The sequence below is a fragment of the Trinickia dinghuensis genome (assembly GCF_003367175.1).
Classification (GTDB): domain Bacteria; phylum Pseudomonadota; class Gammaproteobacteria; order Burkholderiales; family Burkholderiaceae; genus Trinickia; species Trinickia dinghuensis.
On record NZ_QRGA01000013.1, the window covers coordinates 34,361 to 56,267 of the forward strand.

At 60.7% G+C, this 21,907-nt stretch carries 23 protein-coding genes and 1 pseudogene; 9 read left to right on the top strand and 15 right to left on the bottom strand.

The features are described 5' to 3' along the window. Positions 1-180 precede the first annotated feature (180 nt). Positions 181-966, bottom strand: a complete 786-nt coding sequence (locus DWV00_RS21885; protein ID WP_115535719.1) for an IclR family transcriptional regulator — start codon at positions 964-966, stop codon at positions 181-183. Positions 967-1,176: 210 nt separating this feature from the next. On the opposite strand from DWV00_RS21885, the gene DWV00_RS21890 reads away from it, so the two are divergent. The 6 genes from DWV00_RS21890 (at position 1,177) to DWV00_RS21915 (ending at position 7,054) form a co-directional block, all read left to right on the top strand. Then, positions 1,177-2,241, top strand: coding sequence for an ABC transporter ATP-binding protein (locus tag DWV00_RS21890; protein ID WP_115535720.1), 1,065 nt, complete (start codon positions 1,177-1,179; stop codon positions 2,239-2,241). A 33-nt stretch (positions 2,242-2,274) separates the two neighbouring features. Beyond that, the gene (locus DWV00_RS21895; protein ID WP_245964983.1) at positions 2,275-3,624 is read left to right on the top strand and encodes an ABC transporter substrate-binding protein; all 1,350 of its coding nucleotides are present in this window, start codon (positions 2,275-2,277) and stop codon (positions 3,622-3,624) included. A gap of 6 nt (positions 3,625-3,630) precedes the next feature. Further along, entirely contained in the window at positions 3,631-4,605 is a 975-nt protein-coding gene (locus tag DWV00_RS21900) for a carbohydrate ABC transporter permease (RefSeq protein WP_115535721.1), read from the top strand. A 65-nt stretch (positions 4,606-4,670) separates the two neighbouring features. Further along, positions 4,671-5,501: a carbohydrate ABC transporter permease gene (locus DWV00_RS21905; RefSeq protein WP_115535722.1), complete on the top strand. Its 831-nt coding sequence runs from the start codon at positions 4,671-4,673 to the stop codon at positions 5,499-5,501. Between the two features lie 61 nt (positions 5,502-5,562). Further along, a complete protein-coding gene (locus DWV00_RS21910; RefSeq protein WP_115535723.1) occupies positions 5,563-6,687 on the top strand; it encodes a mandelate racemase/muconate lactonizing enzyme family protein in 1,125 nt (374 codons plus the stop codon). A 10-nt stretch (positions 6,688-6,697) separates the two neighbouring features. Next, the gene (locus DWV00_RS21915) at positions 6,698-7,054 is read left to right on the top strand and encodes an L-rhamnose mutarotase (protein ID WP_115535835.1); all 357 of its coding nucleotides are present in this window, start codon (positions 6,698-6,700) and stop codon (positions 7,052-7,054) included. A gap of 954 nt (positions 7,055-8,008) precedes the next feature. Here the strand turns inward: DWV00_RS21915 and DWV00_RS21930 are convergent. The 12 genes from DWV00_RS21930 to DWV00_RS21980 all read right to left on the bottom strand — a co-directional run bounded on the left by DWV00_RS21930 (position 8,009) and on the right by DWV00_RS21980 (position 16,276). Next, entirely contained in the window at positions 8,009-8,218 is a 210-nt protein-coding gene (locus DWV00_RS21930; RefSeq protein WP_115535725.1) for a hypothetical protein, read from the bottom strand. After that, positions 8,215-8,682 (bottom strand): hypothetical protein, encoded by a 468-nt coding sequence (locus tag DWV00_RS21935; protein ID WP_115535726.1) that lies wholly within the window; start codon positions 8,680-8,682, stop codon positions 8,215-8,217. The genes DWV00_RS21930 and DWV00_RS21935 overlap by 4 nt, the downstream gene beginning before the upstream one ends. Positions 8,683-8,778: 96 nt before the next feature. Next, a complete protein-coding gene (locus tag DWV00_RS34665; RefSeq protein ID WP_147297951.1) occupies positions 8,779-9,288 on the bottom strand; it encodes a hypothetical protein in 510 nt (169 codons plus the stop codon). 78 nt (positions 9,289-9,366) lie between these two features. Beyond that, positions 9,367-10,656: a type II secretion system protein GspD gene (locus DWV00_RS21945; protein ID WP_245964984.1), complete on the bottom strand. Its 1,290-nt coding sequence runs from the start codon at positions 10,654-10,656 to the stop codon at positions 9,367-9,369. A gap of 53 nt (positions 10,657-10,709) precedes the next feature. Then, positions 10,710-11,783 (bottom strand): zonular occludens toxin domain-containing protein, encoded by a 1,074-nt coding sequence (locus DWV00_RS21950; protein WP_245964985.1) that lies wholly within the window; start codon positions 11,781-11,783, stop codon positions 10,710-10,712. A 119-nt stretch (positions 11,784-11,902) separates the two neighbouring features. Further along, positions 11,903-12,196, bottom strand: a complete 294-nt coding sequence (locus tag DWV00_RS21955) for a DUF2523 family protein (protein ID WP_115535730.1) — start codon at positions 12,194-12,196, stop codon at positions 11,903-11,905. A gap of 11 nt (positions 12,197-12,207) precedes the next feature. Beyond that, on the bottom strand, positions 12,208-13,578 hold the full coding sequence (locus DWV00_RS21960) for a hypothetical protein (protein WP_147297952.1): 1,371 nt from the start codon (positions 13,576-13,578) through the stop codon (positions 12,208-12,210). Positions 13,579-13,739: 161 nt separating this feature from the next. Next, the gene (locus DWV00_RS21965) at positions 13,740-13,997 is read right to left on the bottom strand and encodes a major capsid protein (RefSeq protein WP_115535732.1); all 258 of its coding nucleotides are present in this window, start codon (positions 13,995-13,997) and stop codon (positions 13,740-13,742) included. A gap of 45 nt (positions 13,998-14,042) precedes the next feature. Then, entirely contained in the window at positions 14,043-14,327 is a 285-nt protein-coding gene (locus DWV00_RS33755) for a hypothetical protein (RefSeq protein WP_147297953.1), read from the bottom strand. A gap of 158 nt (positions 14,328-14,485) precedes the next feature. After that, the gene (locus DWV00_RS21970; RefSeq protein WP_115535733.1) at positions 14,486-14,692 is read right to left on the bottom strand and encodes a hypothetical protein; all 207 of its coding nucleotides are present in this window, start codon (positions 14,690-14,692) and stop codon (positions 14,486-14,488) included. A 2-nt stretch (positions 14,693-14,694) separates the two neighbouring features. Next, on the bottom strand, positions 14,695-15,006 hold the full coding sequence (locus tag DWV00_RS21975) for a hypothetical protein (RefSeq protein WP_115535734.1): 312 nt from the start codon (positions 15,004-15,006) through the stop codon (positions 14,695-14,697). Further along, on the bottom strand, positions 14,927-16,276 hold the full coding sequence (locus DWV00_RS21980; RefSeq protein ID WP_115535735.1) for a replication initiation factor domain-containing protein: 1,350 nt from the start codon (positions 16,274-16,276) through the stop codon (positions 14,927-14,929). The genes DWV00_RS21975 and DWV00_RS21980 overlap by 80 nt, the downstream gene beginning before the upstream one ends. Before the next feature lie 460 nt (positions 16,277-16,736). Between DWV00_RS21980 and DWV00_RS21985 the strand changes: the two genes are divergently transcribed. Next, a complete protein-coding gene (locus tag DWV00_RS21985; RefSeq protein ID WP_115535736.1) occupies positions 16,737-17,192 on the top strand; it encodes a helix-turn-helix domain-containing protein in 456 nt (151 codons plus the stop codon). On the opposite strand, the pseudogene DWV00_RS21990 reads toward DWV00_RS21985, so the two are convergent. Further along, positions 17,158-17,259 (bottom strand): annotated as a pseudogene (locus DWV00_RS21990) (hypothetical protein); the annotation flags it as partial. The gene DWV00_RS21985 and the pseudogene DWV00_RS21990 overlap by 35 nt on opposite strands. Positions 17,260-17,397: 138 nt before the next feature. On the opposite strand from DWV00_RS21990, the gene DWV00_RS21995 reads away from it, so the two are divergent. After that, complete coding sequence (locus DWV00_RS21995; protein WP_115535737.1) at positions 17,398-19,332, top strand: putative bifunctional diguanylate cyclase/phosphodiesterase; 1,935 nt, start codon at positions 17,398-17,400, stop codon at positions 19,330-19,332. Positions 19,333-19,463: 131 nt separating this feature from the next. On the opposite strand, the gene DWV00_RS22000 is transcribed toward DWV00_RS21995, so the two are convergent. Continuing rightward, positions 19,464-20,633 carry an ATP-binding protein gene (locus DWV00_RS22000; protein ID WP_115535738.1) on the bottom strand — a complete coding sequence of 390 codons (1,170 nt, stop codon included), beginning with the start codon at positions 20,631-20,633 and terminating at the stop codon, positions 19,464-19,466. Between the two features lie 259 nt (positions 20,634-20,892). Between DWV00_RS22000 and DWV00_RS22005 the strand changes: the two genes are divergently transcribed. Then, positions 20,893-21,750, top strand: a complete 858-nt coding sequence (locus DWV00_RS22005; RefSeq protein ID WP_181885553.1) for a DUF3667 domain-containing protein — start codon at positions 20,893-20,895, stop codon at positions 21,748-21,750. Positions 21,751-21,907 lie beyond the last annotated feature (157 nt).

Below are 21,907 nucleotides of genomic sequence, written 5' to 3' on the forward strand. Positions count from 1 at the left end.
CAGCCGCGCGCCACGGCTTCGATGAGCTTCAAACGATCCAGTTCACGCATGCTCATGCGTGATCAGTCCTGCACTGAGCCGATACGGCAATTCGTACGACATGCCGCGGCTTGACCTTACCCTCAAGGCGACTATCTGGCGCATGACGGCCCGATGCACGTTGCGCATCAGCGCCTCAGTTCAAGCAGGCGGCGCCTGCCAATAGACGTCGAGGCCCATCAGCGTGGTGAGCAGGTTCGCCGCCTCCTTCATCTTCTCCCCGACCTCAGCGATGGATGGCACCGGTGCATTGTCGATGCGCTCGATATACGGTGTCGTCAACGAAGCGACCGCATGTCCGTCGCGACCGAACACCGGGTATGCGAGATTTCGCACGCCCTTCACCTGGCGGCTCTGCATGCGCGCAAAACCGCGTTGGCGGATCAAGGCGAGATCGTGGGCCAATGCGGGCAGATCGACATCGAGCTCGCCATCGACCGGCACATGGAGCGAGAGCATCCGCTCGCGTTCCGCCTCATCCTGGAACGCCATCAGCACCTGGCCGGACGCCGTATCGGTCATGCCGATCAGCGTGCCCACCTTCAACGAAAAGCCCCAGCGCTCAGGACTCTCGATGCCCGCGACGATGATCACGCGCCCCGCCTGATACACGCTCAGATGAAACGACTGCCGCACCTCATTCGCGAGTTGCGTCATCAGCGGCAGTGCGGTGGAGACGAGCGAGCGTACCGGCTGATGCCGGTGAGCAAGCTGGAACAGCAGCAGCGACAGCGCGTAGCGTTCGCCGCTGGCGATCAGATAGCCCCGCGTTTCCAGCGTGACGACCATCCGGAAGATCTCGTTCGTCGTGCGGCCTAGCGCACGACCGAGTTCGACGAGCGACAAACCTTCCGGGTGATTCGCCAGCAGTTCGATGATGTCTAGGCCCTTTTCCAGAGCCGGTGCCGAATAGCGCGTCGTGTCCAACTCAATATCCTTCGCAGATGCCAGTGAGGTTCACAGGTGTGGCCAAGTGCCAATTGTAGTGCGGCCGGAACGCCACGCCGCTCGCAGATGAACCGGCCCGTTGGCGGGGCCTCGGCGAGGGGGTGGGAAAACACTGATCTACATTTTATGTATGAAAGTGAATTTTATAAATAAAATGTTGCTGAAGATGAGGCGTGAGGAGAAACGCGCATGGCCGAAGTGGCGTTCGAGCAAGTGCAGAAGTCGTTTGGCGCGGTACAGGTGCTGAAGCACATCGATCTGACGGTGCATGACGGCGAGTTTCTCGTGCTCGTGGGGCCGAGCGGCTGCGGCAAATCCACGCTGCTGCGCGCGCTGGCGGGCCTCGATGGCATAACGCGCGGCCGCATCCTGATCGACGGGAAGGTCGTCAACAGCCTGCAGCCGAAAGATCGCGACATCGCGATGGTGTTCCAGAACTACGCGCTCTATCCCCATATGAGCGTGCGGGAAAACCTCACGTTCGCGCTGAAGCTACGCGAGCTGAAGCCACAGGACATCGACGCGCGCGCCCGCGAGGCAGCGGCCATTCTCGGGCTCGAAGATCTGCTCGACCGCTATCCGCGTCATCTGTCGGGCGGGCAGCGGCAGCGCGTCGCCATGGGGCGGGCCATCGTGCGCGATCCGAAGGTGTTTCTGTTCGACGAACCGCTGTCGAATCTCGACGCGAAGCTGCGCGTGCAGATGCGCGCCGAGATCCGCGCGCTGCATCAGCGGCTGAAGGCGACCACCGTTTACGTGACGCACGACCAGATCGAGGCGATGACCATGGCGGACCGCATCGTCGTGCTGAACGGTGGCGTGATCGAGCAGATCGGCGCGCCGCTCGATCTGTACGACGACCCCGACAACCTGTTCGTCGCCGGCTTCATCGGATCGCCCGCGATGAACCGCGTCGGGGGCGTCTACGAGCGCATCGCCGATGGCGCGCGCGTGCGCATCGGCGATAGCGTGTTGGCTGCGCCGCTCGTGGCGGCGAGCACAGGCCAGCGCGTGGTGGTGGGCGTGCGCCCGGAGCATCTGCTGCCGGCCCCCGACGGACGCTTGCCGTTCGCCGTCGACGTGGTGGAACCGACGGGCGCCGCGACCGAACTGTTCGGCACCATCGCGGGCGAGCGCTGCTGCGTGCTCGTCAACGGCCGTACCGCATTGAAACCGGGCACCGTCACGATGCTGCGCGCGGCGCCCGAACACGTGTATCTGTTCGACGAAGAGAGCGGCCGTCGTCTGCGCTGAAGAGCAGGGCGGCCCACCACAAGGAGACGCGACATGTCGGGTTGCAACAGCAGGAAGTCGGCGGGCGGCGCGATCGTGCGCGCGATGGTGTCGGTGCTTGTGTTCGCCGGCATCGTCGCGGCGGGCACGGCCCATGCCGACAACGAGTACAAGGGCTACACGCTGCGCGTGAAGCTGATCGGCGGCGTGCAGTACGAGGCGCTCTACACGCGTATTCCGATCTGGGAGAAAGAGACCGGCGCGAAAGTCGAGATCGTTTCGCGCAAGAGCCATTTCGAGCTCGACCGCGAGCTGAAGCAGGACATCGCTTCGAATCACATCGACTATTGCGTGTCGTCGAATCACACCAACTTCGCCGCGCAGTATTCGATTTTCCGCGACCTGAAGGGGCTCTTTCCCGCGGACTATCTGGCGCAGTTCGCGCCGAATCTGCTGAAGCAGTCGGAAGTGAAGGGCCATCTCGTGCAAATTCCGCGCTCGACCGACATCGAAGCGCTCTACTACGACAAGACCGTATTCGACGATCCGGCGATACAGGCCGCGTACCGCAAGCAGTTCAACGAAACGCTGGCGCCGCCGAAAAACTTCCTCGAGTTCGAGCAGCAGGCGAAGTTCTTCACGAAGTCGCCGAACTTTTACGGCACGCAGTTCCCGGGCAAGGATGAAGCCTTGACCGGCACCTTCTATTCGCTGCTGGTCGCGAACGGCGGGCAACTGCTGGACGCGAAAATGCGCCCCGCATTCAACTCGCCGGTGGGCGTGAAGACGCTGAACTGGTTCGTCGACCTCTACAAGGCGGGCGCCGTGCCGAAGGGCGCGCCAAACTACGTATGGGACGATCTCGGCAACAATTTCGCCGCGGGCAAGGTGGCGCTCGACATGGACTGGCCGGGCTTCGCATCGTTCTACAACGACCCGAAAACGTCGAAACTGGCGGGCAACGTCGGCGTGGTGCGCGCGCCGCTCGGCGCGGCCGGCAAGCGGCCAGGCTGGTCGGGCTCGCACAGCTTCTCGATCACCAAAGCGTGCGACCGTCCCGACATCGCGGCGAGCTTCATCGAGTTCCTGACGAATCACGATTCGCAGATGGTCGAGGCGCGCCTCGGCACGATCCCGTCGCGGCTCGATGCGCAGCGCGACGCGGTGAAGGAGTTCCAGGCAAAGCACGACACCTACATGGCGAACGCGATCGAGGTGTTCAGCGCCGCGGCGAAGGACGACTCGTTCACGCCGCCGCGCATCGCTCAGTGGAACGAGATCTCGAATGCGCTGTGGCCTGAGCTGCAGAAGGCGATCATCGGCGACAAGAGCTCGAAGCAGGCACTCGACGACGCGGCGAAGAAAGTCTCCGACATCATGCAGGACGCGGCCGACAACGATTAACGATTGATGATGAACTTCGAACGACGCGGCAGCGACGACATGCGATCCGGCGGCACGAATCTCGCGCGACCCGCGCTTACTGTGCCGCACGCGGTGCGCGAGCACCTGTCTTTGCCCGCGAAGCTGTTGCTGCCGGCTTTCGTTTCGGTGGCGATCGTGGTCGTGCTGCCGCTGCTGTTTTCGCTGTACACGAGCTTTACCGCGTACCGGCTGACGGACCCGGCGACGCTCGGCCACTTCATCGGCTGGCGCAACTATGCGCGTGCGCTGTCGAATGGCGATTTTTGGTCCGCCTTCGGCCGCACGGTGCTGTTTCTGACCATCGCGCTGAATCTCGAGATGGTGCTCGGTCTGGGCATCGCGTTGTTGCTGAACCAGGTGACGGCGGGGCGGCGTCTGCTGCGCACGGTGATGATGTTTCCGATGATGTTTTCGCCGGTGCTGGTGGGCTTCCAGTTCAAGTTCATGCTGAACGACAGCACCGGCGTCGTGAACCATCTGCTGCAGTCGCTGTTCGGGATGCATGGGTCGATTCCGTTTCTCGTCAACGAAAACTCGGCGCTCGCTTCGCTGATCGCGGCGGAAGTGTGGAATTCGACACCGGTATTCGCCGTGATCCTGCTCGCCGGCTTGATGGCGCTGCCGAAAGACCCGATCGAGGCGTCGAAGGTGGATGGCTGCACGGCATGGCAGACGTTCCGCTACGTGACCTTGCCGTACCTGATGCCCTTCATCTATATCGCGATGACGATCCGCTCGCTCGACGTCGGCCGCGCGTACGACATCGTGCGAATCATGACGAACGGCGGCCCGGGCGGGCGCACCGAGCTGCTGTGGACGATGGTAGGCCGCATCGCTTACGACGATTCGCACATGGGCTACGCGAATGCGATCGCCTATGTGTCGGTACTCGTGTCGATCCTCTTCACGCTGTACTTCTTCCGCAAGCTGAATGCCGCGCGCCGGCATATGGGATCGTGATCGATGAACGATTCGAGCATCGCATTGCATTTCGTGTTGTCCACGCCTTCCCGGGGAGAGCGGCGATGAAACGCATCGCGCTGTGGTTCGGCGTCTTTGTCGCGATGGCGGTGATCTGCCTGCCGGGGCTGTGGGTGGTGCTCAACGCGTTCCGCACGAATGTCGCAATCCTGTCGAACCAGTCGCCGTTCAGCGCGGGCGGCTACACGCTCGACAACTTCCGCGGGATGTTCGGCTATGGCGGTATGGCATCGCTGCCGATTGCGAAGTATTTCGTGAATTCACTGATCATTTCGAGCGTCAGCACGGCGGCGGCGCTGGTGGTCGGCGTGCTGGGCGGCTATGCGTTCGCGCGCTTCGAATTCCGCCGCAAGAACCTGCTGTTCGTGCTGTTGATGCTCACGCGGGCGATTCCCGGCATCGCGCTGTCGCTGCCGATCTTCATGCTGTGGGCGTGGACCGGGCTGCTCGATACGCGCCTCGGTGTGATCGTCGTCTACCTCGCGATGAACGTGCCGTTCACCGTCTGGCTGATCGACGGCTTCTTTCGCGAGGTGCCGATCGAGCTGTCGCAGGCCGCGCTGATCGATGGCTGCACGCGCTGGCAAGCGTTCTGGCGCGTCGAGCTGCCGCTTGCGCGCTCGGGTATCGCGTCGGCGGGAATTTTTGCATTTCTGACGAGTTGGAACGAGTTCGCGCTCGCCACGCAGCTGTGCCGCAGCCCAGAGACCAAGACGCTCCCGGTCGGGTTGATGGACTACACCGCGCAGTTTTCCGTCGACTGGGCAGGCATGTGCGCGATGGCCGTCGTCATCATCGTGCCCGCGATCGTGCTGACGTTCATCGCGCAGAAACACCTGATAGCCGGCCTCACGCTGGGCGGCGTGAAAGGGTGAAGCGGCTGAAAACCCGCTGAAAAACAGCCACGTCATCAAGGGATTCGGGAGCGAACGATTCATGACAAGCATCGACTCAGTCGAAATCCGCCAGGTGGATCTGCAGCCGAAGGTCAGGCGCACCGACGCGATCCAGGCGTTCGTCGTGCAGGAGACGGTGCTCGTGACGATCCGCTGCGACGACGGCAGCAGCGGCACCGGCTATACGTACACCATTGGCACGGGTGGCTCCTCGGTGGTCGCGCTGCTGCGCGATCATCTGGCGCCGCGACTCATCGGCCGCGATCCCGCCGCCTTCGAAGCGATCTGGCGCGATCTGTTGTTTCATACGCACGCCACCGCCGTGGGCGCGATCACGAGTCTCGCGCTTGCCGCCATCGACACGGCGCTGTGGGACCGAAACACGCGTGTCGCGGGCGTGCCGCTGTGGATCGCCGCGGGCGGCGCGAAATCGTGCACAAGGACCTATTCGACCGAAGGTGGATGGCTGCATCTGTCCGAGCAAGAACTCGTCGAACAGACCTTGCAGGCGCGCGCGGACGGCTTCCTCGGCGCGAAGCTGAAGGTCGGGCGGCCGCATGTTTCCGAGGATGTGCGGCGGCTGGACGCCGTGCGCCACGCGGTGGGCGACGGCTTCGAACTGATGACCGACGCGAATCAGGGCTTTACGTTTCCTGAGGCATTGCGGCGCGCGCACGCATTCGAGCCGTTCCGGCTCGCATGGCTCGAAGAGCCGATGCCGGCGGAAAACGTCGACGCGCACCGCCGGCTGTCGCTCGCAACGACCGTCCCGATCGCCGTTGGCGAGTCGCTGTATCACCCGGGCCAGTTCGGCGAATACATGAAGGCCGACGCGTGTGCGATTGTGCAGGCCGACGTCGCGCGTGTCGGCGGCATCACGCCGTGGCTGAAGGTCGCGCATATCGCCGAAGCGCTCAACCTCGACATCTGCCCGCACTTTCTGATGGAATTGCATGTGAGCCTGTGCGCGGCGGTGCCGAACGCGGCGTGGGTCGAGTACATTCCGCAGCTTGATTCGCTGACGGGCAGGGGCGTGCGGATCGAGGAAGGTCACGCGTATGCGCCGGACGAACCGGGTCTTGGCATCGACTGGGACTGGGATGCGATTCGCGCGGCGCAACATGTCGAACTGTCGATCGACGCGTCGAATCGGCGCGTCGCGTAAGGTGCTGACCATGCGAAAGATGGCGATGGTGATCGGCCTCAGGCCTGAAAAAATCGATGAATACCGGCGTTTGCATGCGAACGTCTGGCCGGCGGTGCAGACGCGCATCCGGCAGAGCAACATTCGCAACTATTCGATCTTTCTGCGTGAGCCGGAGAATCTGCTGTTTGCCTATTGGGAATATCACGGCGGCGACTTCGCCGCGGACATGGCGGCAATGGCCGCGGCCCCGGAAACGCAGCGCTGGTGGGCACTGACCGCGCCGTGCCAGATGCGCCTCGCGAGCGCGCAGGACGGCGAGCAGTGGGCGATGATGGAGCAGGTCTTTGAGTTGGATCCGGACATCATTGATCCGGAAACACGCTAGCGCTGCATTTTCGGGCGTGTGAGCGGTCATCTTTCGTCTGACTTGAAATCTCGATTTTTGGTTGATAATTCGCGTTATGTCAAATATATTGTCCACGCTGCGCCGTGCGATCCGAGCAGCCAAGACAGCATTTCGCACGGCACCGCTTCGACCGGCAACAAGCTAGCAAGTCCAGCACCTCACGCCTTGAGACGCCTGCAACGAGCAGGCGTTTTTTTTGAATCGCGATTTTACGATAGACCCGCCGTCTCCGCGCGTCGTGGACGCCCCGCCGCGTGTTACGGATATGCCAGTAGAGATTGCGTATCTCGCCGACAACTCGCGCCAGGTCACCCGCTGACAGCGGCTGACGCTCCCATAGTTCTAACTGCACCATCGAGGCCCCCGTTTTTTATTATTAAGTCATTGTTTACGGCAAATCACGGAAAACTTGAGACCAAGCGGTCACTGATAGAATCGCCGAAAACAAAACGGGGGCTGAATGAAGACCGTAAACAACGACAGACAACGGGGCACACCGACCCCAGCGGACCACCGGCGGCCAATCTGGCGGCATCCTGCCTACCTTGGACTTTGGGAGCACTTGCCATACGGACTACAGATCCGACTCATGGAAATCGAGGGGCGCCTCGACCGCATCTTTCGGCGACGCCTTAAGGTCCACCGGCGCAGCAGACACGTGCTACAGCGCGCTGTCCTGATCGCGCTGATCGGCGCAGCGGTCCGCGCAATTATTTACCTCTGGCAGAGGCGCTACTAGGCCACACGCGCCGAAGAAAAGCGGCTTTGCAGTGAGGGGGGCCTTGGCTCGACGCCCGCAGCAACAGCGAGCGGCGCCGGTAATACCCGCTACTCGGTCCGGGAAGTCGCGCTAAGCCGCGCGACAACCGCTACAACTCCGCCTTTAGGCAGTCGCGCTACCCCTCTGCGACTACCGCCCGGACACTCCTAACGCTAGTCGCTTGACAGCTTGCGCTTCGGATCGATTCCGTTTTCTTTAAGAAGCGTCCTAAGCCGCTGATTATCGCGATACAACAACAAAACACCTATCACCGTCACGGCCGGAAAGAACCACTTGCCGGAATAGTGGAGAATCGCCCACGCCCCAGCGGCACACACAACGCCCGTTGCGAGCAACGCAATTTTGTCGCCGATCCAATTCATTTCGCGGCCCCGACCTGTAAAGCGCGCATTGCATACGATCTGCGCGCAGGCACGTCTGTTAAGACCTCAGGATGGCGCTGCATAAAAATCTGAATGTCCATTGGAACGACCAAACCGCGACTGGCGATCCAACGACCAACGGCACGATAACGAGCCGCAGGAGAGTTCCTATAAGTGTCGCTGCACGCCTTCACTGCCTCGGTCGCCACGATCATGCTCCCGAGCGCCGCACCAACGTAGTAAGACACCGCCATCGCACCGACAGCACCAAGCTTTTCGAGCGCCGTAGTAGCCCCGATAAGCTCTTTGACCGTGGCATCGGGCCCAAGCGCCTTGAGGGCGCCCAGCATCGTCGTCATCGTACCCAACGCGGTTTGCAACGAGGAAAACAGGCCCGTCGGCGCATCAAGCCCGAGCGACCGCATGTTGTCGTGAAACGCCTTTGAAAAGGAAACGCAGTCCATGTAATAGCTCTCTCAGTAGATTGTTATAGCGTCAGACAGCACGCGAATATTACCAGAGCGGCGACATGCGAATTTCCCGTTACGCATAACGGGATTTCATTTTTCGTTACGCGTAACGTCGTGCTTAAGCAGCGCCTCAAGGCGACCGTTATCACCGTCATTTTGCCAACCGACCGTCAACAAGTACCAAAACAGAAGGATGCTATTCGCGTAGCCACGGCAAAGCATGCTCATGTTCGCCTCACCCTTGCTCGCAGCCTTCGATGCTTCCCCCATCTGGTGTCGAATCTCGCGCTCGGCCAGCGCCGTAATCTGCCGATACGACCACTTCTTTCCAACCGGTTCGCGAAAAGCTTGGCGCTGCTCACCCAATTCGCGCCTAGCCTGGGCCAACTCCTCACGAAGCCGGTCGTTTTCGAGCACAAGATCGTCGTAACCGTCGCCAGCAGCCGGAATATTTTTCGTTACGGTAACGGATTCGCCAGCCGCTTTACGACGAGCACGGAACGCCGCCTGACGCTGTGCGTTCGTCATGGAACCAGACTTAGGCGGACGACCCCGGCCGCGCTTTTCCGTTACTCCGTCTTGTAACGCAATTTCTTGCATGGCGCCAATCTCCGCATTGGTAATAAGATTATTTTATGTTACGCGTAACGGAAAATCAAGTATTTACGTTACGTAACGCTAAATCTTTTGCACCTGAAGGAGCAGCAAGATTTCCGTCTTGCCCGTGGACACCGTATGGCCGGATGCCCAACGCGGCAGGAACGACAAGCCGGAGTTGGCATGCGTCGCTTGATCCTGCGTCAAACCGCCTATAAGCAACACGTCGCCATCGGCCAGGCTGAAAGAGCTTTCAACCTTTCGCGTGTTCTTCGTCGGCGAATTGTTCACGCCCGTCGTTGTATTCACGAAGCTACTGATTTCCTCGACGAGGTGCAGGTCGATCGCATCGCGCTTCACAACCGGCTTGACCTGAAAAATCACGCCCGCGTCCTCGTACTGGATGCTCTGAACCGGCGCCGCCGTTGAACTGGGGTAGGACACGGAGCCAATCACCGGCACCGACTCCCCGACGTTAAGACTCGCCGTATCGCCCGACGCAACGCGCAAATTCGGCGAGGTTAGGACCTTGAACCTCGAATCGCTGTTCAGCGCCGACAGCGCAGCACTAAAACCGCCCGCGCTCAGCCTGATCGCGTTATCGGTTGACTTGATGCTGCCGATGTTCAGCGAAGCCCCTAGACGCCCGCCTAGGATGCTCAACGCGAGTTGAAACGCCGAGTTGTTATCCGACGTATCCGTCACCTCATACACCCACGCGCGCACCGCGACATTGCTAACCGGCGTGTCGAGCTGCGGCAATAGCTTTTTCAACATCGCCACTTCACCGGCCGAGCCAACGAACACGAGTTCATCGGCCGACTGATCGACAAGGCTTGCCGCCGACGTCGCGGGCACATCGCTCGCCACCTTGGCACCTTCCGGCGCCGACACGGGCCGATTCTCGGTAAAGCGGCCGCTGAACAGCGGTCCCACGATGCGCGACAGATAGTCAGCATCCCGATACCTCGGCGAATACACGAATGTCTGCCGGTCGCTTTCATCGTTTGCGTGATCCGACTTAGATACGTACGTCACCCCACCGCGAACCGTCACCGAGTAGCCCAGCGACCCCAGGAAATCAGACAGGAACGAGCGCACGTCACCCTGTGCCTTGTCGAAGCGAAACGACACCGGCCGCGTATCCGTCAACACGTCAGGATCGAGGACATACGGCGCGTGAAGCAAATCCGCATAGATCAGGTCTACGACTTGTGCGACGGGCACAAAGCGCAGATCGATACGAGAGCCTGTAAAGCGCGGAAGCGCCGACATGATCGGGCGATCAGGGGCCTTTGCGACGGGCACGCTCGCCGACGTCTGAACCATCCCCGGAGGAAGCGGAGGAAAACCCGGACTGCCGACCGACATATCCGATGCTCGAGCAACGCACGACACCCAAAGAAGGAGCAACGCGAACCGTTTCATTTCGCGCCCCCGAGCAGAGATTTCGACGACGGCGCCAAACCACCGACCTGGCCGGACCACTCGGCCACACGATCACCTTCGATCATACCCACACGCTCTAAGCCGTTGCCCATGAACTCAGACGGCGACTCAGCCCTCAACCGGCCATCGCCATTAGCGAGCAGCACATACGACCGGCCATCGACGCTATAGGCACCTGCAACACGCCACGTAGACGAGGTTTGCGGCGCCTTATCACCGCCGGTCGATACCGCCGAGGCAGGGACCGCACCAGCCGCGCTCGCATGCCCGTTATGCGCCGCGACTTCACGCGCAGCAGCAGCCGTCCGGCTATGAAAGAAGCGCACGGCAAACCACAGCCCGACGGCACCGAGCAGCAACACCGCGCCGACCAGAAACCAAAGCGACTTTCGCGCAAGAACGTTTTGCCGAGCGTCTACCGCACTCTCCTTGCCAGACGCGCCCGCATAGCTCTTGTACAGCGGAAAAATCTCAGCCTTGTACTTACGAACAAACGTGCCCGTTCTGTTGCCGGCCGTTTGCTTCCACGTCTCGTACATTTCGACCCGGTAGGTCTTCGCCAGCCCGAGGCTCTTGAGCTTGACCATGCGAAACGACAACTCGACGACCGCCTTAATCGAGCGATGCAGATCGGCAATGGTCTGGATCATGAGCACCACGTCGCACGCAACACCCGTTTCTTCATGCACGAAGTGCCGATGCATCCGGAAGAACGCCATGTGTTCTTTCGAGATTTTTTGATCGGTGGCCCATAGCTTCCATGCTTCGTCGATCACGAGCAGATCGCCCGGTAGAACGAAGCCAGGCGTAACGGTAGCGCCCCCGGCTCCCTCGACCTCGACCGGGAAAAAGCCGTCCTGTTTCAGGTCATCGGTGCGCACATGGACGATGCGACCAAGCCGAGCAAGCGGAACGTTCCGCTTTTCGTGCACGTAGGCGTGTATCAGATCTTCGTTGACACCATCGACGTTCGTCACGACTCGGCGACCGGCCGCAACAGCATCGAGCAATGGACCCGACACCACCTCGTACGACTTGCCCGAACCCATCACGCCGCAGTAAGCATTAATTGACATCTTCCGGTCCCTGGCGAAACCAACGCACCGCAAAACGTGCCCACACCGCGAGCACGAGCACGACAACGGACACCGCTAGCGGCCCCACGGCATCACCCAATAACCGGTATGCGCCGGATGATGAAGCGCGTAGCGAACGCTGCGACGATCGCGGGCGCCCCGTAGCTAAACCCGAACAGATCGAGGAAGTACCACACGTCGGAACCGACGCCACCGAACGCCCCGGCAAGCGATGCCGCACTCGGCAAAATGCCAGCACTTTGCAGCACAGAGATAAATTCGGTCGTCACGAACCACATGGCGAAGTACGCAAAAAACTTCGCGATGATCGAGCGAAAGACGAAGCCGAGAACGACGTTAAACGCGCTAAGCAGAATGCCGAACATGATCAGTCACCTCACGCCGTCAAGACGACCAACAGGGCCGCAACCGTGAATGCAGCGACAAAGAACCCGTGTATCTCATCGCGGTTTTGCTCTAGCAGATCGCACTGCGACGTGAACGTGTACGTCTCGCCCCACAGCTGGAACGAAGGCTCCGGGCACGCCGACGTATGAGCAGGCACCGCCCACGAGCGCAGATCAGGCAACAAGCCCAGAATGGGCGCAAGGATTTGCGCAGCCGTGGGCGTCGCTTCCAACCCAGGCGCACCGATACCCGGATCCGGGCCAAGGTTGATTTCGGCACCACTGCCCGGATTGGTCGCAACTGGGACCGACGAAGCCGGGTTCGACGTGGACGGAACCGACGTAGCGAACGGCGCAGAACTACTCGCACCCGACAAGCTACCGGCGCCACTCACCGCGCTACCGACAGTTGGCGCAGACGTGCCAAGTTGATCCTCGACGGACGACGCCTCACCGGCCGTCGCAGGAGCGTTCACGGGGAAAGGAAGGCCCGCGTAGCCCTCGCCCTGGGCCGCTTGGCCCCACAGTGCATTGACCGTCGCCGCAAGCACTTGCGCATTCAACACGTCGGGATCGTCAGCCGCAGGCGTAGCAGCCGCAGCAGCCATCACGGATTCAGTCACCGGCGGAGGCGGACTATAGGACGCGCACGAGCCATTGACGATGATCCCCGACGAGCACGCATTGCCGGACCAAGCACCAGTGCCGCTACTCGTCACGTTCTGGACGTCCGTTTCCTGTCCTCCCTGCGGAAGCGTAATGTCGAAACTACACGAGCCAGATGACGAGCTACCCACAACCCACGTATAGCCATTAGTACCGTTCTCCTTCTGTGCAAACGCCTGACATGCGGCAGCGACCGACGAACCGCACGCAGAACCGGGGCCGGTCTCGGTGTTATTCCCAACGCAAAAATACTGCTGCGGAGCGGCTAACGCGGGATAGGGCGACGAACCACCAGCCCCGGAAACCGTAACCGATCCATCACTATTCGACTGCCACTGCTGAAGCGACCCGTTACCCAACGACGTCGGCACCGCGAGCAATGCACCACCGGCAGCGACCGCCGCTACCGCAATCCACGGCACCGCCCCGACAGCGATTCCCGCACCGGCCGCTATCGTCGCAGCAGCAGCCGCAGCAGCCTCACCAATGGCCGCAACCGTCTCGGCGATACGCGGATCGGCCGGAGAGAAGCCGTTAGCCGCGGCGACCGCAGCGACCACGCCACCAATCGCCATACCCATCGACGGATACGACGTTGAGGAAGACGCCGCATAGACGACACGCGGAGGCGCCCACACCAAAGCGCCATAGAGCAGCGCGGCCCCGCAGAACGCGGACAATCGAAACCGTTGCATGCTCACCCCCGCATACCTTGAACGACCGCCCAGGCTGACAACAGCCCCCATGCGAACATCGCCAAATACCACGCAGTGTTTGCGTCGATCATCACCACCCCCGCCTCAAGAAAAAAGGGCGAGCACCAGGCCCGCCCCACCCAAGCGAAGCACCGCGACCGCTACGCGCTCCGGATCATACGAAGGACGATCTTCGCGCCCTTGATCGCGACGTACAGCAGCACGAGCGAAGCAGCCACCGCCATCACCGCCGTGATCGTCGTCGAAAAACTCACCGACGAAGTCAGGCTCGTGTAGTCGACGCCGGACGCCTGCGCGTGCGACACCAACGGCGTAGCCGAAACGGCAGCGACCACAGGAGCCGCCGCAACACGCAGCGCCTTCGAAACACCCGCACCCATCTTTTGCAGCAAACGCATATGCACTCCTAGCAAGAGAAACCGGGAAGCGCCCGGCTCGCATCACTACCCCCGCCGAATGAATTCGACGAGCGCACCAATCCCGCGTGTTACGAAATACAGCCCGACAACAAAACAAAATGCGAGGCCCCAAAATCCGGCCGCTTGCGTGTAGTCAAACGGTGTTGTTTCCGCCGAGTTATCGACAAGCGCCATGTGCATGACACCAAGCGTTCCTTGCGTGCCATCGCTCGCGGTGCAAGCCACCGAATGACCGCTTATCCCGACCGCGCCTACGCCAGACGCGCCAGAACTACTCACGCACGCCGCTACATCGATACCCAGGCTCATTGATCGACGCCTCCACGATCCGCACCACGCTTAGCACCGCGCATGACCAGCGAAACGACACCGAGGACACAGCCGACAACGCCCACCATCGTCAGCGCCACCAAGCAGTCGGCGATAAGATCGAGCACATCAAACGGACAACTCAGCATCGCCTCCCCCTAGTGCAGCATCCGGCCCACGAACACGACCGGAACCACATCGAACGGACCATCGCAGTGATCGACCCCGGCTTGCGTCGCTTCTTCCGCATCGCTGAACCCGCCCGCCTCACGAAACCGACACGTAAAGCCCACGTCGCCATCGACCGGACACAGGAACTCGCCGCTCGACAAGTCCTGAACCACGTACACCACGGCCCCGCTCACGATCAGCCCTTAGGAGAAGCCGCCGAAACCTTCGTCGGCTTGAGGGCGTTCATCACCGTCTTCTGGGTCTTGCCGTTCGTGACGATTTCGAACTCGGCGACGGCCTCAAACGGAAACGGCAAGTGCTTGTATTTCTGGAACTCTTCAGCCGCACCGAGCGTGAACTCGCCGACCGCAAAGCCCTTCGCCGTGCCCTTCGACTCATCGAGGGGCGTCTCGGTGTAGACCTTCGTGCTATCGAACGTCTGGCCGTTGTCCATCGTGCCCTTGCTCGCCTTCATGCCCAGCACCTTCACGTTGCTTTCGAACTTCATTGCTTGCTCCCGTGTAATCCATGGCCGGATGAAAGACCGCGTCCTCTGCCCAGCCGTCATCAGAGGGGTCTAAATCGTTGAATGCACACGGTGTCGCGCGCTGATGTACTGGCGACTCGCACACTTCGTAATCGGGAACCTTGAGCCGTTCGGGCCACTCGCCGGACGTGCTTGTGATTGCTTCGAGAAGCGCCTCGTCGCCGATCAGCGGACGCAGCACAGCGAAATACTTGCCGTACGAAATGCGGATGTTCTTAACGCTCGCATCGACGTTGATCTCAGCGGCTTTGCGCTTGACCTCGACACGTTGCGGTGTGCGCGCTTGCTCAAAGAAGCGCAGGCACGGATAGGCGCCCACGAAATAGCCGGATGGATCGAGCAGCACATCGAGCGGAATCACGCGCTTGTCGTTGCGTAGCTCAACCTCGAAGCGCACCCACGGCGACGTTTCGTCACCCTGTTCCATGCCCTTTTCGTAGACGCGGCACATCTTCCCGTTCTTGCGTCGGCCGACGTACAAGCTCCGGCCCTTGCCGCTCGGGTTGCGCCAGTCGCCGCGATGCTCGTGACTAGGGGCACGCCCAGAGCACGAGAACAGCCCGTCGTCATACCAGTCGTCTGCCTGATCGACCGTGTATTCGCCTTCCATGCAGTCATGCGCCAGGTCTACCCGCGTGATCGTCGGACGGCCGGCCGTCTGTGAGAGAAAGTCGTAGAGCCGACCCTCCCAGCCCGGTTTGGCCGCAAGGCAACCGTGCCCCGTCAGGTTCACGAGCATCGTTCCACGTTGGCTCGATCCGCCGATAGCGACGTAGCCGTACGCGTCGCCTAGCTCCCACGCGCTCAAGTAAAAATCGCGTTTGACTTGCAGGTCCTTCGTAACGCCGAAGCCGAAAATCTCCGTCAGCACCTGGCTTGCTTCACACACAAATTCGTCATCGCCGACCAGTTGCCGACCCGCCGTCTTGCAGAACGTCTGCTCGCTGACCGTGAAGCGCAGCGTATCGATCATCGCCACCTGATCGCCGCAGGGAACCCGGACCGCAATCGTCTTGATCTCGCCCGATTCGGTAACGACGATCTGCAACCGTTCCAGCTTCGCGAGCGTCGCTCTGTTCGTATCCCCCCTGTTAGTACGGGGGGGGCATTCGCGCGGAGCGCCGCCGCGTCCGTCCTCGACGCTCCGGGCGGGCGCGGCGTCGCGCCTTGCGGTAGGGCGATTAGGACTCCTAAGAGTCTCCGAAATGGCAGCGTTCTTGAGTTTGCCCATGGCTTAGGCGTTGACTTCGACGGGAACGAGGGTCAACCGATTCGGCTGACGACCTTGGCGATAGAGAGCAGCACGAGCTTTGTCTCGTGCCTTGATGACGGTTCGCGCACGGACCTCGACCGTTGCGATGAGCGTACCGTGCACCGTGTACGCGTGGACTCGATATGCAGACACAGCTACCCCGTTCGGTTGATCGTTCTGTTACCGGCGGCCCGCCGGTTGGCTTTTACCGAAGCTGCAAGCGCTACGCTTCCCCTCGAAAAGTGGGCGGCTGGACTAGCCCGCCCCGAGTAGCCGTGCTCCGAGGGGAGAGGCCGCACGGCTCGGCCACCTGGCGACGGCGGTTTACCTTTTCGCCGAAGCTGATAGACTGCGCCTTGCCGAGTAGCCGTGAACATTCACGGCTCACCGTGAGCCGGAATATTTCACGGCTTGCCGTGAACTGTCAAGGGGAAATCGTATGGACATTGCAGAACTTCTCGACGCAGCGAAGCGCAAGAAAAAGACGCTAGGCGCAGTCGCGGACGGCCTTGGCGTACATCAAAACCGGCTCTCAGAATGGCGCAAAGGCACGTACAAGCCGGATGCGACGACGATCGCTCAGCTTGCGGAAATGGCCGAATTACCAATATTTGAGACAGTCGCCCAAGTAGAGGCTTCGCTCGACCACAGCCAAGCAGCTGCGGTATGGGAGCGCGCCTTGGGAAAGCTCCGCGCGGCCGGGGTAGCCGCGACCGTGATCCTTGGACTCGCGATTTATTCGATGACGCCTAAAAATGCGTCGGCTGCTGTCACAAATTTTGTGACGCCCTCGCCCGTCGAAGCCGCAACAGCGCTGAAAACTGGCCCCAACAGTGTTCGCGTTATGTCAAATCACATAAACCAGTCTTCATCGACTGGACCATCTCCACCGTGATGAGCTTCGGGGCCGGCTTGTCAGGAATCCGCGTGGTGGTAATGATGATGTCCGCATCTCTCGTCTGCTAATTCATAACAGCAAAAAAGCGGGCCGCGCATGACTCGAACCAACGGCACGACCGCGCCCTTGACGCGAAAGGAATTCCGAAAAAATTAGGTCATAATCGTGGCTCCTCCGAGCAACCGATGAGTACGCGCAGCACATGGCCTTCAGCGAACCGGGATCAGCACTTTTCAAGTGGGTAGCGTCGTCGGTGCCGGGCCTGAGCGCCACCAATCGGCAAGCCCTGCTCGCCAATCTGTTCACCCGCACGCCGGAGATCCTTTTCGCGGCGATTTGCGAAGTCAGTGTCGCAGCAACGGCCTGCTACCGGCATCGAACGCCGCTGTACGGGTATTGGATCGCCGCCATCCTCGCGTTACTGGCGACACGACTGACGTTGATTTGCGCTTGCCGTCGGCGCGCAGCATCCGATCAGCCGACGTTCACGTCGGCCTATTTGTTCGCAAGCATCCTGTGGAGCGCACTCTTCGGTTTCGGCGCCTTTCTTTGCAACACGAGTGGCGACCCCACCCTCTTCCTGCTGGGGAACGTGTGCGCAGTCGGCGTCATCGGCGGCCTGGCCGGGCGCAATGCCGGTACGCCCCGCCTTGCAATGGTCCAGATCTCTCTCATTCTCGGCCTGCTCGGCTTAGGCGCGGCGTTATCGCCCGGCGAAGGCAAAATCATATTGCTCTTTCAAGCGCCTTTTTGCGCGGCGGGCTTTTTTTCGGTCGCGCTGCGCAGCAATCGCGACACCGTAAGTTTGCTAAAAGCGCGTGAACACAGCCATCACCTCGCGGTACACGACAGCCTCACCGGCCTGCCCAATCGCGCCCGTATCAATGAGCTACTGCTCGAGCGAACCGAAGCCAGCGAAACGCGCAAGACGTCATCCTTTGCGCTGCTTTTGATCGATCTCGATGGCTTCAAAGCCATCAATGACAGCCTGGGTCACGCCGCGGGGGACCGCATCCTGCAGGAAGCAGCGGGCCGCCTAAGCGAAATGTTCGCGCACAACGACCTGGTTGGGCGTTTGGCCGGCGACGAGTTCGTTGCGATCTGCGACGGTGTTTTTTCGGAGAACATCGCAAACTCCATGGCAGCGAGAATCGTCAAGCAATTGTCGCAGCCTTTCGTATTGCCGGAAGGCACCGTACACATTGGCGCCAGCGTCGGCATATCGTTGTACCCCGACCATGCGAACACGGGTCCTGAGCTTCTAATCTGCGCCGACCGCGCGCTGTACGCAGTGAAACGTGGCGGCAAAAGAGCGTTCGCCGTCTTCGACGCCAACGAGCACGCTTTCGACGAAAGCCTGAGTTTGCTACGCAGCGACCTGGAGGGTGCGCTTCAATCGTTCTCGGGCCTGCGAATGGAGTATCAATCGATCATCGCGCTTCATGATGGATCCATCTCCGGCCGCGAAGCGCTTCTTCGTTGGAAGCATCCGGTTCGTGGCGAGCTGTCGCCCGCCGCGTTTATTCCGATCGCCGAACGTACAGGCTTGATCGTCGCATTGGGCGAATGGGTGCTGCGGCAATCATGCGCGGATGCAATGACCTGGCGCGATGCGGCAACGCTGTCCGTCAATGTTTCGCCCGTGCAGCTCCAAGAGGATTCGTTCGCGTCGACAGTCGCTGCGATTCTGCAGCAGACGAATTTTCCCGTGCAGCGCTTGTACATCGAGGTAACCGAGACGGTATTTCTCGCTGACGATGTCAGAACCCGCCGGAACCTGACGAAGCTTCGGGACATGGGCATTGGATTGGTCCTCGACGACTTCGGCGCGGGCTTTTCGACGATGTCCACCCTCGTCCGCTTCTCTTTTGACCGCATCAAGATCGATGGGTCGTTCGTCAAGGAGGCCTTGCACTCGGAGAAGGCAGCCGCGGCAGTTCGGGCCATTGTGTCGGTGGCGCGCGATATGGGCATGCCGACCACGGCCGAGGCTGTCGAGACGCATCAGCAACTCGAATTTGTGCGCGCGTGCGGATGCACGTATGTGCAGGGCTTCCTTCTCGGTCTACCGGCCCGAGCCGAATCGATCGCGTGCATTGATGCCGCGGCACCGGATGCGACTGTGGCAACTCGATGAAAGCCGTTTCCGAACAATGGCTTATCCGCTCAGCGAAGCGCAAACCCACAGCTTTATCAACAGATTCTGTGGATAACCGCGCGGCTCAAACCAAGTTGCGATATCAGTGAGTGCCGGAAGGGGTAAATGCGCTACCGCTTCGACTTTGCCCTCGGCTTTTCGGCGAGCGCTTCCCGCAGGTGACCTGCCGTCGTTTGCCTAATCCACTCGGCGTACGCCTCGTCTTCTATGCGGTAGCGTCCGCGCTCAAGCCGTGTCACTACATTCCCGTCCTGGAGTCTTCGCAAGGCGTGGCTAACTGTGCTCGGTGTGGTCGGGCTGCCGGCAAGCGTGCTGAGATACCGAAGCCCCGCAACCGAATGCAGGTCCGAATCGCCACTCGCGACCAAAATGAGCACCGCCCGATCAGCAGCACCGGAGCCGGTCCACTGCCTCAGGAAGTGTTGATCGGAGAACACGGTCGCTTTCGTGTGTTCTAGCGCAGCATCGACACCCTCGAGCTGGTAAAGCACGAATCGCTCGATAAACCGCTTAAAGAACTCCGGCGTCCGGTGCAGTGCTTCGAACGCACGCTTGCCGTCCGTCAGCGTCAAGGTGTTCCGTGCAAGGCTGTTGGTCAATTCCACGGTGAACGCAACAAACTCGTCGCCAAGCAGCGGAAACGGTTCTAGGGGCGCCCAGTTATAGAACGGCTCCGAAGAGCGGGCAAACATATCCCGCAGCGTTGTTTCCGAGCTACCGGCAAACACCACCTTGATGCGGTCTTTGCGGATGTCTAGCGCTGCCCGAAGGGCATGAGCGAATACGCTGTGCACTTCCTTCGCAAGCACCTGCGCTTCGTCGATGACGAGAATCAACGGCTTCTTCTGACGATCGAGCTGGCGCAGTACCTCCCGCATCGTTGCGGCGCTGTCCGCGTCGAGTTGCGCCAAATCTGCCTCGATCGAGCCTTCCGCCAAGCCAGGCAGCTTCGCGCTCGCCTTGAGTTTTTTGACTGGCTTTCCCAACGCGGTCATCACCGCCCGGAACCCTCGCGGTTCGAGCGCCTGGGCCAAGGCAGAGACAATCGCAATGTCCGGCGTGCTCGTGTCCCAAAGATTCGTATAGGCGACCAGGTATTCCTTCTCGACTGCAGCCGGCAGCAGATCCTTGCACAGAAATTCGGTCTTACCCATCCTGCGGCGCGCGAATAGCCCCCGCGCCGCAGTCAGGCCAAGCGCGAATGCATTCAAATAGGCTTCCGCCAACTTAGGCCGGGCAAAGTGCCACGCATCGACGGCCGTTTTCTCGTGAATTCTCATCACATTTGGGAATTCTCAAATCTCGTGGGAATTCATGATACAACAGCTCACAGCAGCATGAACGAGATAGCTGAAACACAGTTGAACATCCGCACGAGTACAGCCTGCCGATCACATGATCACAGGCCCGGATGCGCGGGTGGCGGCCGCCATGATGCCCGACCCGCCAGAGCCGTACATCGACTAGAACTGCACCACGTTGACGCGCAAATAGTGACCGTACAAAATGCGCGGTCCTTATCTCCGTCTGCGCAATTCCATGGCTGACACCTCTCATGCCCTTCCCGACAACTGCCCCAATTGCGATGCTCCCGTGCATGGGCCTTATTGCGCACAATGCGGCCAGGAGACAGTGCATGAACTGCCGACCTTGCGGGAATTTGCGCACGAGTACTTGCATCACTACGTGGCCGCGGACGGCAAGCTCCTGCCCACGCTGAAGCTGCTGCTGTTCAAGCCCGGGCAGTTGACGCTCGAATATCTGGCCGGCCGGCGGGCGCAGTACGTCAAGCCGCTGTCGATTTACGTCACGTTCAGCTTTCTGTTTTTTCTTTTCCTGAGCCTGATGGGGTCCATCCAGTCCAGTCCTCTCGTTTACGTCGACAATCGGCCGGTGGCACACCCGGAGCAACACCTCGCCAAGCTCGCGGCATCCGAAGCCGATCCCGATGACCGGAAAGTGGTCGACGCCATCGCCGGCGTCATGACCGAACTGCAACAGCCCGGCAAATTGGCCGAGTTCAGCGAACATCTACTGCACCGTCTGCCGTATGCGGTTTTTGCCCTCATGCCGGTTTTCGCGGCGCTGTTTGCGTTCGTCTATCGGAACCGTCACAAGAACTACGGCGTACATGTGCTGTTTACGTTGCACCTGAACGCGTTCATCTTTGCGGTCTTTCTGCTGTGTTTGATCCCTGCCGTGCGAGCCCATTCCGGTTGTGCGGCCGCCGCGATCTTCGCCTACCTCGTGGTTGCGCTCAAGCGAGTGCACGAGGGACGATGGTGGCCGCAGCTCGCGCGCGGCTTGCTGCTGGGCACTTGCTACGCTTTGCTAAGCGGCATGGTGATCGGTGTCGTCATGATTGCATCGTCAGGCCTGCAATTGCGTCTTCATTGATCGACGGCAGTTTTCTCATGAATTCTCATCACCCTTGAGAATTCTCAAACCCTGTGAGAATTCATGATACAAAAGCTCACGAAACCGGCCTTGGCGCCGCTGTCAGCACATGCGTCTGCGCGTGGTAGCACGTGTTATATGATGCTATAATTGATGC